Annotated in this window: 12 protein-coding genes and 2 tRNA genes; 4 read left to right on the top strand and 10 right to left on the bottom strand. The window is 36.7% G+C overall.

The features are described from left to right. Genes B5X53_RS10995 through B5X53_RS10985 form a run of 3 tightly spaced genes read right to left on the bottom strand, consistent with a single transcriptional unit; the run spans position 1 to position 8,127 of the window. Entirely contained in the window at positions 1–3,018 is a 3,018-nt protein-coding gene (locus B5X53_RS10995; protein WP_079713284.1) for a SusC/RagA family TonB-linked outer membrane protein, read from the bottom strand. A 31-nt stretch (positions 3,019–3,049) separates the two neighbouring features. After that, on the bottom strand, positions 3,050–4,939 hold the full coding sequence (locus B5X53_RS10990) for a RagB/SusD family nutrient uptake outer membrane protein (protein WP_079713283.1): 1,890 nt from the start codon (positions 4,937–4,939) through the stop codon (positions 3,050–3,052). Positions 4,940–4,950: 11 nt separating this feature from the next. Beyond that, positions 4,951–8,127: a SusC/RagA family TonB-linked outer membrane protein gene (locus tag B5X53_RS10985; protein WP_079713282.1), complete on the bottom strand. Its 3,177-nt coding sequence runs from the start codon at positions 8,125–8,127 to the stop codon at positions 4,951–4,953. Positions 8,128–9,176: 1,049 nt separating this feature from the next. Here B5X53_RS10985 and B5X53_RS10980 point away from each other — a divergent pair. The 3 genes from B5X53_RS10980 to B5X53_RS10970 all read left to right on the top strand — a co-directional run bounded on the left by B5X53_RS10980 (position 9,177) and on the right by B5X53_RS10970 (position 10,348). Continuing rightward, the gene (locus tag B5X53_RS10980; protein ID WP_079713281.1) at positions 9,177–9,365 is read left to right on the top strand and encodes a hypothetical protein; all 189 of its coding nucleotides are present in this window, start codon (positions 9,177–9,179) and stop codon (positions 9,363–9,365) included. A 257-nt stretch (positions 9,366–9,622) separates the two neighbouring features. Then, entirely contained in the window at positions 9,623–9,793 is a 171-nt protein-coding gene (locus B5X53_RS19635; RefSeq protein ID WP_143533259.1) for a DUF4113 domain-containing protein, read from the top strand. A 129-nt stretch (positions 9,794–9,922) separates the two neighbouring features. Further along, positions 9,923–10,348: a hypothetical protein gene (locus B5X53_RS10970; protein ID WP_079713279.1), complete on the top strand. Its 426-nt coding sequence runs from the start codon at positions 9,923–9,925 to the stop codon at positions 10,346–10,348. Between the two features lie 432 nt (positions 10,349–10,780). On the opposite strand, the gene B5X53_RS10960 is transcribed toward B5X53_RS10970, so the two are convergent. Then, positions 10,781–11,335: a porin family protein gene (locus tag B5X53_RS10960; protein WP_079713277.1), complete on the bottom strand. Its 555-nt coding sequence runs from the start codon at positions 11,333–11,335 to the stop codon at positions 10,781–10,783. Between the two features lie 88 nt (positions 11,336–11,423). After that, complete coding sequence (locus B5X53_RS10955; protein ID WP_079713276.1) at positions 11,424–12,560, bottom strand: helix-turn-helix domain-containing protein; 1,137 nt, start codon at positions 12,558–12,560, stop codon at positions 11,424–11,426. 234 nt (positions 12,561–12,794) lie between these two features. Between B5X53_RS10955 and B5X53_RS10950 the strand changes: the two genes are divergently transcribed. Then, positions 12,795–13,097 (top strand): hypothetical protein, encoded by a 303-nt coding sequence (locus tag B5X53_RS10950; protein ID WP_079713275.1) that lies wholly within the window; start codon positions 12,795–12,797, stop codon positions 13,095–13,097. Positions 13,098–13,145: 48 nt separating this feature from the next. Here the strand turns inward: B5X53_RS10950 and B5X53_RS10945 are convergent, their stop codons facing one another. From B5X53_RS10945 to mutS, 5 genes are all read right to left on the bottom strand, one after another. Next, entirely contained in the window at positions 13,146–13,640 is a 495-nt protein-coding gene (locus tag B5X53_RS10945; protein ID WP_079713274.1) for a hypothetical protein, read from the bottom strand. 9 nt (positions 13,641–13,649) lie between these two features. Next, positions 13,650–13,787, bottom strand: coding sequence for a hypothetical protein (locus B5X53_RS19035; protein WP_157822140.1), 138 nt, complete (start codon positions 13,785–13,787; stop codon positions 13,650–13,652). 273 nt (positions 13,788–14,060) lie between these two features. Then, positions 14,061–14,145: transfer RNA gene (locus B5X53_RS10940), tRNA-Leu, on the bottom strand. A gap of 18 nt (positions 14,146–14,163) precedes the next feature. Then, positions 14,164–14,236, bottom strand: a tRNA-Gly gene (locus tag B5X53_RS10935). A 250-nt stretch (positions 14,237–14,486) separates the two neighbouring features. After that, entirely contained in the window at positions 14,487–17,078 is a 2,592-nt protein-coding gene (mutS, locus tag B5X53_RS10930) for a DNA mismatch repair protein MutS (protein WP_079713273.1), read from the bottom strand. Between the last annotated feature and the right edge of the window lie 101 nt (positions 17,079–17,179).

The following is a 17,179-nucleotide window of genomic DNA, read 5'->3' as shown; positions in this document are numbered from 1 at the left end:
TTAAAATATTGCTTTTACGCCCAGGTTATAAAATCTATTCTGGGGCGTACTTCCTACACTTAACTCTAAAATCTCACGTTCTGGGGATACGGTTAATAAATTTGCCCCATTTACATACACCCCTAATTCCTGTACAAACGATTGAGCAAATAATTCTTTAGGAAAATTATAAGATATTTGAACTTTTGCCAGGTCAAACCGATCTGTACTGTAAAGCCAGAAATCTGAAGATCTAAAGTTATTATTACTATTGGTTGTAGTTAATCTAGGATAGGTTGCAGTTTCACTAGTTTCAGGCGTCCAACGATCACGAGCTATAATTGAATATTTATCTTCCCCATCCATCCAGAAATAAGAACTGTTTTTCATTGCGTGGGCTCCAAATCTTCCAACTCCAAGAGCGAAAAAGGTGAAATCTCTCCATTCAGCTGTGAAATTCACTCCTAAAGTTAGTGGGGAGCCAGACCAGCCAGCTTTACCAAGGTAAACCTCATCCTGGTTATCTATTACACCATCACCATTCTGGTCTATATATTTAATATCTCCCGGGGCCACCTGTCCAAAACTTTGTGAAGGCGCATTCTCAATTTCTTCAGCACTTGCAAAAAGTCCGTCGCTTTCAAGTCCCCAAATAGCATCTATAGGATTTCCTTCCCTGGTTTGATATTGATCTTCATACATTTCAGCCCGCTTCGTTGCTTTGGTATCATAATAAGTACCAACTACTCCAAGTGTAGTTTTCAATTCTCCAAATTGCTGATTCCAATCTGCTCTAAAATCAAAACCAACACGTTGATCTTCATTATAGTTCACATAAGGAATAAAAGAAGAATTTGGCCATTCGGTTTCGAAATAATTAGGATATAATACAGAAGCCTGTACTACACCGCCTGTGATTCTATTAGCAAAAACAGATCCCTGAACCTGGAAAAGATTATCAAATAATGAAGCTTCTACTCCTAAATTTATTTCTTCTCTTTTAGAAAAGGTTAAATCATCGTTCTGACCTCTCCTTGAATCTGTAGAGCGACTTAAAGCCCCATCTCTCCAATTAAACCAGGCGCCATCGGTTTGAGTATATATACTTTCATAAAGATAATACTCCTGAATATCTATATCGGTATGTAAAATACCTGCGGAAGCTGTAAGTTTTAACTCATCAAAAACCGTTGAATTCTGAAGAAAATTCTCTTCGCTTAAACGCCATCCTAATGTGAAGGTTGGAGAAAAAGCCTGGCGGTTTCCTTCCGGTAATTTTGCTGAATGTACCATCGCTCCACTAAAATTCACAAAATATTTATCTAAATAATCATAACCCAGGTATAAGCCTAAATTGGCATTACTGGTTCGGTGATATTCTTCTGAAATAGATTGCTGAAATCCATTGGCGATAAGCATCGCTGAAACGTTATGATCTTCCTCTATTTTGGTGTCATAATTAAATTGTCCTGAAAAGGAAATTGTTTGTCTATACCAGCTATCGCTAATATTTTGCACCCCAGACCTTGCATCCTGCCCGTACTGAGTTAAACCTGCAATTAAATCTTCCCCATCATAATTTGTCCAACTAGGCTCATATACTGCATACTCATTATTATAAGATTGGTTGTAAGAAGTAGAATAATCTACTCCAAAGTTTGAATGAAAAGATAATCCTTCTACAAGATTTCCTAAATCTGCTCCAATACCTGTATTAAACTGAAATTGTCTACTGGTAAAATTATTATTTCCACCAGCGTAAATTGCTGCAAAAGGATTGGTTTGGTCAAGCTGGGTACCACCTAAAAGATATTGTCCATCTATAAGGTTACTACTATTGTTTACAAATTGCAGAGAATTCTCGTCGCTTTCCTCTATCATACTTGTTGGAATTAACGGCGAAAATCGGTTTGGTCTCAAATTGGCAGCACCTGACCAGTAATCTGTATTCACACCCCAACCGTTATAATAAACAGCTGATGCATTTACCGTAGCATATAAAGTTTCGGTTATATCAATATCTACGTTACCGCGAATATTAAATCTCTGAGTTCTGTTATTTTCAGCTTCACCGAAATTTAGTAGTGAGCCTGCTGAATAAAATCCCAGGTTGGTGTAATATTGAGCGGTTTCATTTCCACCGGAAATTTGCGCAGTAGCATCGTACCTGTTGTAAGTTTCCTGCAAATAATCGGATGAATAATAGTTTACATCAGGGTACCTGTATGGATTATCACCGGCAGCATGATGATAGATAGTTTCATCATCAAAACGCTGACTTAAACCATCGTTTGCCCTTGCTTCATTATAAAGGGTCATATATTCTGCAGAACCAAGATATTTTGGATAGCTTTTTGGAACAATCATTCCTGCATTTACCCTTACATCTATTTCCTGCTTCTGTATTTTTCCTCTTTTAGTAGTAATTTGAACAACACCTTTAGCGGCACGGCTTCCATAGAGCGCCACTGCTGAAACTCCTTTCAAGAAACTAATTTGGTCAATTTCTGTAGGCATTATACTTCCTGCCTCTCTTGGCACTCCATCAATAAGCACTAAATACTCGTCCATTCCCCAAATGTTTCCGTGGAAACCGTTGGCAAATCCTTCCATATTCTCCAGCGTACCTGTATTATAATTCTTCTCCATTAATTCATCCAGGTCCACAAAAGAAACTCCACTTATTAGATTTCTCTTTTCCACTTTACGAAATGCAACATTTACATCTTCATAACCTTCTGCAGGCTCCAGGCTTATATTATCTAAAAATGGGGTAACAATTACGGATGTAGGTTTATATTCCAAAGCTTCTACAGCTAAACTGGAATACAAGCCTGTTGAGAGCGAAAAACTCCCAATAGAATCTGTAACCACGGTGTTACCAGCCTCTGTCGTTACGGTAGCACCCACTAACGGCTTTCCTTCTTTACCTCTAACGATGGCTTCAACATCAATATCTTCAGATGTTTGTGCGACCCCTATAAAAGGCATCAAGGCAATTAGTGCACAAAAAACTACTTTAAATTTTATAATATTCATTCTCTATATGTTTAAATTGAACACAATGTGGTTACCAGCCAGGATTCTGACTAAATTCCAAATACATATTAACGTCCACATTTTTTAAAGGGAGCCAGTAATGTTTACTACTAAAGTTTCTTTCCAGAATAACTTCTTCCCTTAAATTTAGAACCCGGTTTTGTGATGGATCATCGGTATTAAGTTCTCCCGCCCTATCAAATTCTACAGATTTCTTTAAAGTATATGGGCTCTCGGTTAACAACAACCAACGTCTTAGATCATTAAACCTGTGCCTTTCAAAAGCCAACTCTACTGCACGCTCCCTCCGCACTTCACTCATAAAAGTGTCCAGGGATCCTAAAAATTCATCTGCAACGTGACCAACACCGGCTCTGTCCCTTACAAAATTAATAGCGTCTACCGCTGTTTTACTATAGCCGGAAACCTGGCCTGTAGCCGACCCATAAGCCTGGGCAGCAGCTTCAGCATACATTAGATATACATCTGAAAGTCGCATCCACGGTAAATGGATATTTAGGTTGTTCCCATACCCATAACCTTCATCATATTTATTCGCAGTCATTGGGATAAACTTGTAAAGCATATATCCTGTTCTACTACCAGTTCTTATATTTCTATAACTTCCGCCGGTAAATAGATTGGCGTAACGGTTAAACTCTTCATCAGCTGGCATAGAACCCTGCACGGTGCGAACTCCGTCATAAACGATATCATTATAAAATCTGGGATCACGGTCTTTCCACGGATATTCTGGATCGTATCCAGATTCTGGATCAGGCTGTGTAATATCATCGATTGGCAATCCGTTGGCCATCCCGTAGAAATCTACATAATTAGCCGTAGGAAGGAATTTTACATCCCCATCGGTTAAAATTGGCGAAGGTTGATATTGTTTTGCTGTACCATAGGTAGACCCATGCGCTCCAAAATAGGGGCCTCTAAAAATTGCCTCGGTACTACCCGGAATCTGCCAGTTTTGACCTGTTGTATAAAAGTTTAAATGATAATCTGAAAATGGTACTAAGGAATAATCTGCTTCGCCAGATTCGGTAAGATTAAGTAATTCTGCAAAAGCTTCCGCAGCTTTTTGGGCATAAGAAGTATTGTATACAGCATTCCCAGTAGACTCCTGATTCATTAAGGGGCTAGCCGCCCATAAATAATTCTTACCTAAATAACCAAGCGCCATTATTTTATTGATACGCAATTGGTTTTTTCCCAATGTTGCGCTTCCGGCATCAGTTTCGTCCCAATCTGTAGGTAATAAATCGGCAGCGGCACGAAAATCCTGTGCGGCCAGATCTGCAGCTTCGTGATAACTTAAACGTGGTAATTGAAGTTGTTCATCACTTGGTAAAACTTCATTAATATAAGGTAAGCCTCCAAAATATTGAATAAATTGAAAGTGAAACCATCCTCTAAAGAATAATAATTGTCCTCTTATTAAGTCCTTTTCTTCTTGGGTGGCATCGGTGAGCCTGTCCATATTAGCAAGGCCTAAATTGGCTTTTCTAATTCCATACCAACCTAATTGCCAAAGAGATTTGGTCATCCTGTCATCATCTGTACTGGTATTATTTCTATCCATCCAGCCGGCTTGCCAGCCATCAAATTCTGCCTGCCAACCCCAGAAGTTTCCATTTTCAATTTTATTTATAAAGTGAAAATCCCTGGCTGTAGATTCAATTTCATCATCTCCCCAATTCCAGGAATTGGTCCAGTATGCATTGGTAAAATCTGGGATACAATGATATAATTCTTCAGTAAATCCTTGAAAGTTGGTGAAATTTTTAAAAGCTTCATCTTCAGAAACTATAGATTCATCTTCCCTGTCTAAGTAGTCTTCACAAGATGATATGAAAACTAAAGCAACGATTGCCAGACTAAACTTTATAATGTTTTTTATATAATTTTTCATAACAAACTATTTTAAAAAGTAATATTTAACCCTAAGTTGTATCTACTTACGGTTGGATAAGCTCCCTGGGATGCCCACCCCGTTCCGGCAAAATTCGATTCCCTGTCATCTGGCATATCAGACCATAAGAAGAGGTTGTTTCCATTTAAGAAAACCCTTAGGTTTTTTACTCCCAATCTATCTACTAGACTAGAGCCGGCATCGAAAGTATAAGCTATTTCGGCATTTTTTAGTCTTAAGTAAGAACCATCAAACATATACCTGTTGGCAGCATTATATTCACTTGGCGTAGTAAGCCATCTTGGCACCGGTGAATCTGCATTAAAGTTATCTTTAGACCAGTAACTTCCTTCTTCATAAACCACGTGATTCTGGCTCGCTAAACTTCCCAAAACCACCTGGCGTGTTACGTTGTTTACTCCGTAAAACTGTACGTAGCTACTAAAGCCTTTCCAGTCAAATCCAAAAGTAGCGTTATAGGTATTTTGAGGATTTCCGGTAAAGCCAAATGGAATATTATCGTAAGCATCTATTACTCCATCTCCATTAAAATCTATAATATGATAGTTACCCGGTAGTTTCTGGTTATCGTTAGCATTGTGAATGGTACTCGCGTAAAGATCGTCCCAGGTATTATAATAACCAGGAGTAACGTGTGAATATGCCTGCCCAATTTGTAAACCTGCGTTTTGTTGATAGGCTGGTAACAAGGATGGATCATCGGCATCTATAACTTCATTTTTTGAATGAGTCATATTGAAATTTGACCATAATCTCAAGCCATTTTCAAACCTGTAGCTTAAATCAATATCAAATTCATAACCTTCATTTCTCACGTGGCCCAGGTTAGCCACGGGCGCTTCGGTACCAAAATAAGAAGGTATCGCTCTATCCCCTCCATTAATTAAAATATCGGTTCTTTCATCTATAAAATAGTCGAAGCTACCTTCAATAAAACCGTCAAAGAATCCAAAATCGACTCCTATATTCGTCTTCTTAACCTTCTCCCAGGAAACATCCGGATTTCCTACAGATTCTTCTGAATACCAGGTATACGGACTTTGCTCGGCCGCCTCTCCGGTAACCCCCATTCTTGACTGGCCCTCATAGCCCCACTGCGTCATATAGAGAAATCTTCCGGCTACATTATCGTCTCCAATCTCACCGTAATTAGCTCTTAGTTTAAGCATATCTAAGAATGAAGCAGAATCAAGGAAATTTTCCCGTGATAAAATCCATCCTATACCTCCTGAGGAAAAGAAAGCAAATCGGTTTTCAGGACTAAATTTTTCAGAACCGTTATAAGCACCATTATATTCAAAAGTGTACTTATTATCTAAGGTATAAGTAGTTCTAAAAACCCAATCTTCCCTATATCGTGGTATCTGACTTCCGGTTGCATTTTCATTTCTATTCATAAGTCCCATTACAGAAACATCGTGACGGCCGTCAAAATTCTTGGCATAGCGAAGTTGTAACTGGTAGAATAGTTTTCTATGAGATGACCAATTCTGAACAGCTCCTGGGCTTGTAGACCATTTTACACCTTCCTGAAAATCAAAACGGCTATTAGGATCGTACGCCTGCTGGTAAAGCTCAGTGCCTGTTTCAGGGTCTATCCATTTTTCCTGTGTATCATTGTATAAGTCGTTAATTCCACGGTCAGCTTCAACAAAAGTGTTATCTAATGCGATGGTACCGTTAAAATTAAGACCATCCAAAATCATATCAAGATCCTGATCTAAGGTGAAATTTGTAGTTAAGCGAGTAGTAGTCATATACTGAATTCCGCTTATTCCCAGAACTCTCACCGAATTGGTAGCTGCACCTTCATTTGGCGCATAATATCCCCAGGCTCCATCTGAATATCTAGGAAGAAATACATCTGGTGCAGTACTATAAGCTGCCACCCACATGCTATATTCATCTCCTGTAGCTCCCCACGGACTTTTCTTCACACCGTGCGAGCCGGCCAGGTTCACCTGGAATAAAGTTGAAGGAGTAATTTGAAAATCAAGATTACCTCTTACGTTTAACCTGTTAAATCCATAACCGGGCTCATAGCCCCTGTTATTATCATATTGCTTCATTAAATCTCCCTCCCTAAGGAAATCTGCTGTAGTGAAATACTTTACAAAATCGGTACCCCCACTTACATTTACGTTTGCGTTATATGACATCGTGTAATCTCGAAAAAGCGTGTTTGCCCAATCTACATTTGGATATCGCTCTCTTTCTGCCTGGTTTGCCGGATTTCTATATTTGTCAATAATATCTAATGGCATATAATCATTCCACGCGCTTGGGTTTAAACCAAGTTCATTTTCAATTGCATCATTACGAACTCTTAAAGCATCATAAGCATCGTATTTACCAGGCAATTTAGATGGCCTTTTCATTGTAGTGTTTACTCTTGCCCTTATTACGGCTTCACCTTTTTCACCTCTTTTGGTAGTTACAAGAATAACCCCGTTAGCACCCCTAACACCGTAAACCGCGGTTGCAGAAGCATCTTTTAAAACTGAAATGGATTCTACCGAGCTAATTGCTACACTAGACATTGGTCGCTCTACTCCGTCTACCAAAATAAGCGGGGAAGAGTCGTTCCAGGTACTTTGCCCACGAATTAGAATCCTGGGATCCTCTTCTCCAGGCATACCCGTACTGGCACTGGTAATAACCCCGGGTACATTTCCTGTTAAGGCTGCACCAATATTTGTTACCCCACCTGCTCTTTCCAGAACATCACCGCTAACTTCTGCGATGGAGGCCACAACAGTCTCTCTTTTTTGTTCTCCGTAACCAACAATTACAACTTCTTCTAATGCATCCTGGTCGGGATCCATGATCACATTAATTTCCGATTGATCATTAACTTTTCTTTCAATGGTTTTATAACCTATAAAGCTGAAAACCAAAGTAGCATCAGCTGGAGCCTCTATGGTATAATTCCCCTCCATATCGGTAACCGCACCACGATTAGGAACTTCCTTAACGAGGATATTCACCCCCGGTATTCCAAGGTTATCTTCAGATGAACTAACCGTACCCCTAATTGTTTGTTGTTCACTTCCATTTTTTGGTTTATTATCATTAGCATAAACCGAAGAAAAAAACAGAAGTTGAATCAATAGCCCAAAAACCATTGATCTAGTTAGGTAAGGAAGATTTAGTAAATTTATTTTCATATTAAAAATGTTTTAAACTCTATTAAAATGATCTAAAATCATTCTAACTGGCTTGCTATTCATATTCGATAACGTTTTAGTATTTAGGAATAAAAAAGTGATACTCCCGGGCCCATTCCTGTAGAATAAAACCTCATTTCGAAAATGGTTACTTTGAAGCATCGTTTCCGCTAGATAATAATTTGTCATTCTTATTATAAATTCGTTTAAAGGGTTATTATTTTTTTAAAATGAACAAATACTGCTTTTTAATATTTAAGATAGTTTTAAGAAGTATTGTTTTGTATTGTTAACCTGGAATTAAAAATCAGCTTGTTTTAAGGTTTTGATAATTTCAAAAAGTCTTAAATGTGAATTATTCCTTAAAAAATCTGAATCAAATATATCTGTTAATTCAGCTTATCAATAATTGTGGTGTTACAATTACTTTACGTTATGTTACATGGAGGTAAAAGAATGGTAAAATCAATGTGAATTGGGTTAAAATAGGACATATTTCCAACTGAATTATCGACCATAAAGCCTATAAAACCTACAACTCCCGTGAATCAGGAATTTTGATAAAAGATTTCAAGCTTTGAAATGTTAATTTTACACTTAAATAGGTGTTTAAACCTTAAATGGATATTGTTAGCATAATAATTTGTTTAAAATCTATGCTTTTACTTTTCATTTTAAACGGAATATTTCTATTTCCTAACTAGAAAATCATCTGTTCCATCGAAGATATCTGCTTTGTCAAATGAAAATTCTAAGAAGTTGTGGTAAATCTGAAGAAAACATCCAGTACAGAAATTATAATTTGCATTCAGATACCTACCACACCCCCCACCAAGGCTCTGGTTAAAATAGCCAATAAGGTCGTAAAAAACTTTGCTGATCGGACCGGTAGTGTGTACGCTATTGATGCGGAAGAAAAAAAATAACTACGGTGGACTAAATTGGGGATGTAAGGGGAGTTGGCCGCCAACACGCAAAACGATTACCTGATATTAACGTAAAGAACGCATGAGACTTTTTCAGTTGTCCAATGACTATACCCTGAAAAAATGAGCGTGGTAGGCTTAAGACTAAAGCGGGCCCTGTCTGGTGAGAGTGCACTGGGTTTCGAGGAGGTGAAGAATAAAAAGAATATAGCGGTTACACGAAGCTTCGAGAAAATGTATAGTGAGTTATATGATCTTAGGGAAAGGATAGCTACTTATGCAGCAAAAGCCGCGACCAAACTTCGTAAGTAGAATTCAAACTGCAGCCTGTTTTTTGCATTTCTATTAACCAATCCGTTTAAGACCGATTTTAAACAGTATCGAGCAAATATAATGGTGAAACTTTCATCACCAACAAATTTACTATAGTGTTAACCAAGGCTGCATTATACGGTTCGAAACAGATTTTTAAACCCGGCTGCCAATACAAAATTATTATAGGAATTACCTCCGCCTCTGAATGGCAGCTTTCCCTGTTTTCTGAGAAGAATACCAGGCATCATAAATTTATGAAAACAATAGATCGCCTAAACAGAATCGAAAACGGAAAAATAAAATTTACGGGAATGGATCCTGGCCAAACCTGGAAAATGAAGCAAGAACGCCTTCACATCGTTATACCAATAGGATTGATAAGATTATTCGGGTTAAGTGTTCTTAAAAGAAAGCATCGGTTTTAATCAAAAAGTTCCTAAATTTTCTAGCAAATTCTAAGGGTTTTTCCTTATCTCCTTAAACGATATTTTTTTAGATATTTGAATATCCCCCTTGTACTACTTATTTTTTAATCTGCTTCAATTTTTTGAAGTATGAAATTATTCAGGATTATTCTTTTATTATTTTTTATCCATTTATTCTTAGGTTGCGATCCCTCCATTATTAACCCGGATAGTTACGGTAAAAAATGGAAAAATACTTTTTTATGGTTCAATCCTGATAATCTCGAGACTATTTACGTTTCAAAAAATGGTGATCCGGATTCCGCTGTTGAATCAAAAAACAATACTGATTATACGCTTTCCTGGTCCACCACTGGAGATACTTATGATCTAAGCTTTTCTTCTAAAAACCACCCGATACATTTCGCTTTTTTTGATGGTTATCCAGTTGAATCAATTAATGAAGAAATACCCTGGTTAAAAGATGATGGAAAATTTCATCTATCTAGTGAAAGACTTCTTCCACCTGCGAATGGTCTATACCGAATAATGCTATCTGAAGATCTAACTAAATAAATATATCCATGCATCATTACGGAAATAGTCGAGTTCAAACTCTAAGGTCATTAGGTATCCTTATTCTTTGCCTGGTAAGCATTATTCTTTATCTGTATATCAAATTCTATTGAAAGAAATGTCAAATTGAATACTTTGTGATTGTCTGTACCTATTCTGTACCTACTGTGAAAAGGAAAGACTCCACATTTCTGTGGAGCCTTGTCTTTGCTAGTAGGGGGAAGTATTAAATTATCTAATCAGTGCATCGGATATTTTATAAAGCTGCAACAAGAATTTGACTTCTTTTTTAAGTTGAAATTTCACAAACTTATATTACATTTCCGTAATTCTGATCTCTACCAAATTAAAAAACAGGTAATAGGTAAATTAGTACACATTAAACTACTAAAACTGACTAATATTTTTCCTAGCGTATTAAATTATAAAGTATTAGAAAAAGAAATAACCAACAGATAATTGAAATACTCCGTTTTTATTCTTACTAGAAGAATTATCTAAATTATTAATATCAGTTAATCCCAGATTATATCTTGCACCAAAATTAAGCCCGTTGTCAAATTTATAGCCTAGACCAAAATTAACACCAAAATCAAAACTATTAAACGAATCTTTTACATCTGTCTCCTCATTTTTAGCAGATAATAAAAAACCTATTTGCGGTCCGGCTTCAACACTCAATCCTTTTGTTATATAATATTTCCCCATTAAAGGAAGGTTTAGATAACTTAGGGCAATTGTGTTTTCATTGAAACTATATCCCTGACCAGAATACATTAATTCAGGTTGAAAAGAAAATTTATCAGAAACTGGAATTTCTGATAATACACCGAAATTAAGTGATGTTACGACATCAATACCTTCCGTATTATCTCCGCTGACAGATGCAAAGTTTAAACCTCCTTTAGCACCAAATTCAATTTCCTGGGCTTTAACATTTGTGAATCCTAAAACTGTAACAACAGCTAGTAATAAAATTTTTTTCATAAAATGTGATTTGAATTATTTAAATGCAAAATTCACTTAAGAAAAATTAGAAAAGGTTTCAAAAGCTTAAAAATGTATAAATTGGCACTTATTTTCTGGTGCTCTTATATTCATTTGGTGTCTGACCAGTAACTTTTTTAAAGGCTTTATAAAAAGTAGTTTTTGAAGTAAACCCAGATTCTAATCCCATTGCTAAGAAATTATAGTTTTCATATTCAGAATTTGAAATCATTTCCTTGACAGCTTCAACTCGATACTGATTGATGTAATAGGCGAAATTGTCTCCAGTTATCGTGTTTATAATTTGTGAAACATACCCAGCACTTATGCCTAGTTTTTGAGCAACTTTTTCTCTGTTTAATGTAGTATCAGTATAAATGTGATGATCTTTGCAAAGTATTTCCAGTTTTTGAAAATAGAGATTATCTGCCGTGATAGATTCCCTATATTCTGCTGGTTCACTATTTCCTTCAAATTGTGGATTGGTATACGAAAGAGCTAAATCTTTATTCAGAAAATTATAGATAGCATCTTTGTTTTTGGCTAGTTTGTATTTGTAAATACCTATATAGGCTGTCCAATGGACTATGAGGGTGGCAGATATAGCCAGGACGTTCATAATAGAAGATATGTCATATTGAAGAAATAAGCCAGCTAGGCAGGTAGTAAGCCAAGCAAATAACAATGTAGAAACAATTGTCAATAAAGTTATTATCCATTTTTTTTCATGTGAATTTTCTAAATATCTTATCATAAAATAAGAGTGAAGCGACAGGAATGGGATGAATATAACGGCTAAAGTAAGATGGATCAAACCAAGTATGTCGATTAGATCAAGGCCTAACTGAGGAATAGTATAAATTCCTGCAACACGATCAAGATCGTATGTAATATTAAGGATAGCAGAATAGGCAAATGGAATAAAATACAAATATCTTTTTTGTTTACTTTTCACAGTATCATCAGTCCGGTTTATAATAAACAGGAACAGGAAAGCAGGTATCAGAAATACCCACTCGACATGCTCAATAAAGCGCAGAAAAGGATAGGAAGTAGAAGCTTCTTCGATCTCAAAAACATGGTTCAATAAAATAATTGAAAGTGTAAATATCAAGCATGCCAGATATTTATTTGAATTACTATTGAATAAAGAAGACTTTAAAATTATTAAGCCTAAGACTATTCCTTGAAAAATCGCAATATTTAAAATTGTTGTATAAATCAATTTTTAATATAAAAGTTGTTTTTGAAATTTGTGCTAAAATATCACTTTTTAAAATATGGCTTATTTCACTGGAATTTACGTAACGAATTTATATTTACACTGATGACTTCCTGAATGGATTAAGAAATGATTAACTAAAATAATGCCATTAATGGCCAACAATCTAAATATGCCAAGTGCACTCGCGAAGGTTATGCAGCGAGGCAAAAGGGAACTGAAGAAGCTTTAGAAAAAGTGATTAACACTCTTAAATCTTCAGGGTTAAAAGTTATTGAAACCGGTAAGAAAAAAGGCTACATCAATATACCTAATGTTCCATCATTTGAAGGTAAAGTTTTTGAATGGGGATACGCTAATGACCATTCGGCTTATAATTACACCACTTATGAGCTTAGGAGTGATTCCAAAAGAAGCGTTGGTTCTAATGGATCCAATGAAAAAAATAGCACGGGTATTTTAGTTGCCGGTGGTGTACTGGTTGCTCTACCTTTTTTACTTCCAATGATTAAAAGCGGAGCTGTTTCCAAAGTAGCTTAAATCAAATAATAAGATAGCCGTTGCAAAACAGTTGCAACGGCTATCTTATTAACGAATGTAATATTCGCTAAATTTTCTTTCAAGCAATTTTGGATCTATTTTATTTTTCCTGTTTATTATAAAATAGGTACTATTATAATCGTCTCTTTCGTGAATAAAAGCTTTTGGAGAAAAATACCTTTCTGAAAGGGTTTTATAAATTTTATAGCGACGAGTGTGCTGGGGTTCTTCGCCTTTAGAACTCTCTCCAATAAAACCAAAAGAAGCTAATGCATCTTCTTTTAATATAATTGCAGCGAGATTTATACAAGTGCTAAAAATCCTAAAACCGTCGCCATCTTCAAGCTGTATTTTATAACGGTCTTTTAAATTTTTGTGAATTCTACAATAAAATTTTGCAAAATAGACATGATTTTTATACTCCTCTACTTCAATAAAATAAACCCGGTCCAGCCGGGTTTTAAATCTATAAATATGCCTTTTTTCCAAAAGACCATCTTCAATATATTCTCTGTAAAAAAAAACTAATTGGTAAGGCTTCAAACAACTATTTTAGGTAAAAAGATAATCATAGGCCTTACTTCTGGAATTTTCAATTTCCTTTGCCGAAACCCGTTTTAACTTTAGGGGTCTAGCCTTTCCTTTATCGTTGGAAGAAGGCTTTTTGTCAAATTGCACCTTCGTTTTCATTGTTATTAATTTAGCGTTAGATAGTACAAATATAGTAAATTGTATGATTTAAATTGCACACAACTCTATATAAAACCACATAACTCACCATTGATTATCATATAAAGAGCCCTTGCATTTGCCGTTGCAACGGCTCCTTTATCGCATAGCTGTACAATGCTAAATATTATGTCAGAATGGAATATAGCTCAAAATAACGGAGAAACTACGGAGAAAACAACCTCTTTTAAAAAAGTAAAGCCTTGAAAATCAAATGACTAACAAGGCTTTAAGTACTCGGGACGGGACTTGAACCCGTACGGACACATTGTCCATTGGATTTTAAGTCCAACGTGTCTACCAATTCCACCACCCGAGCGTGGTAATATTATGTATGAGCGAAAAACGGGATTCGAACCCGCGACCTCCACCTTGGCAAGGTGGCGCTCTACCAACTGAGCTATTTTCGCGTGTTTAAAAGAACTTCCACAACTTAACGTGGCTGCAATAGCGTATTGCGGATGCAAATTTAATATAAATCTTATAATGTCAAAGGCTTTTTCTAAAAAATAAAGAAAATCTGGAATAAAAATTATTTACCTTTAAACCCAGGCCAAATTATGAGATTATAACTAACTGTTTACCAAATAGAAATAACTAAAAAACAACAGATTTCTTCGTCTGAGTATCGTCTTTCTCGCAATGACAAGGAAAGAACAACTACGCCTTTGCTTTAGCTTTTTCCTTTCCCACCAAGGTTCTTTTAATCTCGTTAAGTTTCATCAAGGCTTCTACAGGGGTCAGGGTATCTATATCTATATGTAACAATTCCTCTTTTAACTCCTGTAAAATCGGGTCGTCCAGATTAAAGAAACTAAGCTGCATTTCTTCTTCGGCCGATTTCTTTAAAACCTCGCCCGAATCTTGCATTTTATGCGATTTTTCAAGTTTTTTCAGAATCTTATTTGCACGATGCAAAACCTGTTGTGGCATTCCAGCCATTTTGGCTACGTGGATTCCAAAACTGTGCTCGCTTCCACCGGGAACCAACTTCCGAAGAAATAATACGTTATCTTTCAATTCTTTTACCGAAACATTAAAATTCTTAATCCGCTCAAACGTATCGCACATCTCGTTAAGTTCGTGATAATGGGTAGCGAAAAGTGTTTTAGGTTTAGCGGGATGTTCATGCAAATATTCACTTATGGCCCAGGCAATGGAAATTCCATCGTAAGTGCTGGTTCCCCTTCCAATTTCATCTAAAAGCACCAAACTCCTATCGGAGATATTATTCAGGATGCTTGCGGTTTCGTTCATTTCTACCATAAAAGTCGACTCGCCCATAGAAATATTATCGCTCGCACCAACCCGGGTAAAAATCTTGTCAACCAAACCAATATTTGCGGCTTTTGCAGGCACAAAACTTCCCATTTGAGCCATTAAAACAATAAGCGCGGTTTGCCTTAAAATAGCCGACTTACCACTCATATTTGGCCCGGTAATCATAATGACCTGTTGGCTCTCCCTATCTAGTGTAACATTATTGGTCACATAAGATTCCCCTATTGGTAATTGTTTCTCAATAACCGGGTGGCGGCCTTCTGTTATATTAAGATTGTGGTGTTCTTCAATTTCAGGTTGGCAATAATTTTCGGCTTTGGCTTGTTCTGCAAAGGAACATAAACAATCTAACTGCGCGATAAGTTGCGCATTCTGTTGTACCGGCTGAATATAATCATTCATCCAGATCACCAGCTTCCCAAATAGCTGCTGCTCCAGGTGTAAGATCTTCTCTTCGGCACCTAAAATTTTCGCTTCATATTCCTTTAATTCTTCCGTAATATACCGCTCGGCGTTTACCAAAGTCTGTTTTCTAATCCAGCTTTCAGGCACCTTATCTTTATGCGTATTACGTACTTCAATATAATAGCCGTACACATTATTACTGCCAATTTTCAAGGAAGAAATCCCAGTATTATGGGTCTCCCGTTTCAGCATATTATCGAGGTAATCTTTCCCGGAAAAAGCTATTTTTCTGAGATCATCAAGTTCTTCCGAAAAACCTTCGGCTATACAATTTCCTTTTAAAATATTTACCGGCGCATCTTGGTGCAGACTTTCGGTGATTTTACCTCGCAAAACTTCACAAGAATGTAAATTATCACCAATTACCTTAATGGCTTCATTTTTACTTTTCAGCGCGAGTTCTTTAATAGGAATAATAGCTTGCAGTGAATGATTTAATTGAATAACCTCCCGCGGAGTCACTTTTCCAGTAGCAACTTTAGAAATAAGCCGTTCCAGGTCGCTTATTTTTTTGATGTTCTGCTGAATTTCAGCTAAAACTGAAGAGTTCTTTAATAGAAATCCAACAACTTCGTGGCGCTTCTTAACTTTATCGGAGTTTTTTAAAGGCAACGCCAGCCAGCGTTTTAAAAGTCTTCCACCCATTGGCGAGATGGTTTTGTCTATCACATTCAGTAAAGTTACTGCATTGGCTGAGTTAGAATGATATAATTCCAGGTTCCTAATGGTAAAGCGGTCCATCCAAACATATTCCTCTTCCGCAATTCTATTTATCGCGGTAATATGTTGCAATTTACGATGTTGGGTTTCAGCCAGGTAATGCAAAATCGCACCCGAAGCGATAATTCCTTCTTCCAAATCCTCCACCCCAAAGCCCTTTAGAGATTTGGTTTGAAAATGTTCGTTTAAGGTTTCGTAAGCAAAATCCTGTTTAAAAACCCAGTCTTCCTGGAAAAAAGTATGAAAATCTTCTCCGAAAATTTGAGTGAAATCTTTCTTATTTTTCTTCGGAATCAAGACCTCACTCGGACTAAAATTCTGAAGCAACTTATCTATATACTCTGAATTACCCAGGGCGGTAAGAAATTCGCCGGTAGAAACATCTAAAAACGAAATCCCAAAGGTTTTCTTTCCGAAATGGATAGCGCACAAAAAATTATTCGATTTACTCTGAAGCACCTCATCGCTTAGCGCAACACCGGGAGTTACCAGTTCGGTCACGCCACGCTTTACGATGGTTTTGGTCATTTTAGGGTCTTCCAGCTGATCGCAAATGGCAACCCGCTCCCCTGCTTTTACCAATTTTGGCAAATAAGTATTTAAGGAATGATGTGGAAACCCAGCCAGTTCGGTGCGCTCGCTCCCATTATTTCTATTGGTGCAAATAATGTTTAGAATTCTGGCAGTTTTCACCGCATCTTCTCCAAAAGTTTCATAAAAATCTCCCACGCGAAACAAGAGCAAAGCATCTGGATACTTTACCTTAATGGCATTGTATTGCTTCATTAACGGAGTAACCTTTGGGGATTTTTTGGCTGCCAAAATTTTAATTTTTATTTCCCGCTAAAGTACAGAATCCAATATTTTAAAGGAAAATTATCTCTGGA

Origin of the sequence: Salegentibacter salinarum (assembly GCF_900168115.1) — a bacterium.
Lineage (GTDB): Bacteria > Bacteroidota > Bacteroidia > Flavobacteriales > Flavobacteriaceae > Salegentibacter > Salegentibacter salinarum.
The sequence above is the reverse complement of the archived record's forward strand: the minus strand, read 5'-3'. Positions and strand labels throughout refer to the sequence as shown.

Bases quoted from the DNA above. Each gene is read 5' to 3' on its own strand.
- B5X53_RS10985 (WP_079713282.1), bottom strand. From the start codon at position 8,127: ATGAAAATAAATTTACTAAATCTTCCTTACCTAACTAGATCAATGGTT.
- B5X53_RS10980 (WP_079713281.1), top strand. From the start codon at position 9,177: ATGAGCGTGGTAGGCTTAAGACTAAAGCGGGCCCTGTCTGGTGAGAGT.
- mutS (WP_079713273.1), bottom strand. From the start codon at position 17,078: ATGAAGCAATACAATGCCATTAAGGTAAAGTATCCAGATGCTTTGCTC.
- B5X53_RS10970 (WP_079713279.1), top strand. From the start codon at position 9,923: ATGAAATTATTCAGGATTATTCTTTTATTATTTTTTATCCATTTATTC.
- B5X53_RS19635 (WP_143533259.1), top strand. From the start codon at position 9,623: ATGAAAACAATAGATCGCCTAAACAGAATCGAAAACGGAAAAATAAAA.
- B5X53_RS10995 (WP_079713284.1), bottom strand. From the start codon at position 3,018: ATGAATATTATAAAATTTAAAGTAGTTTTTTGTGCACTAATTGCCTTG.
- B5X53_RS19035 (WP_157822140.1), bottom strand. From the start codon at position 13,787: ATGAAAACGAAGGTGCAATTTGACAAAAAGCCTTCTTCCAACGATAAA.
- B5X53_RS10960 (WP_079713277.1), bottom strand. From the start codon at position 11,335: ATGAAAAAAATTTTATTACTAGCTGTTGTTACAGTTTTAGGATTCACA.
- B5X53_RS10990 (WP_079713283.1), bottom strand. From the start codon at position 4,939: ATGAAAAATTATATAAAAAACATTATAAAGTTTAGTCTGGCAATCGTT.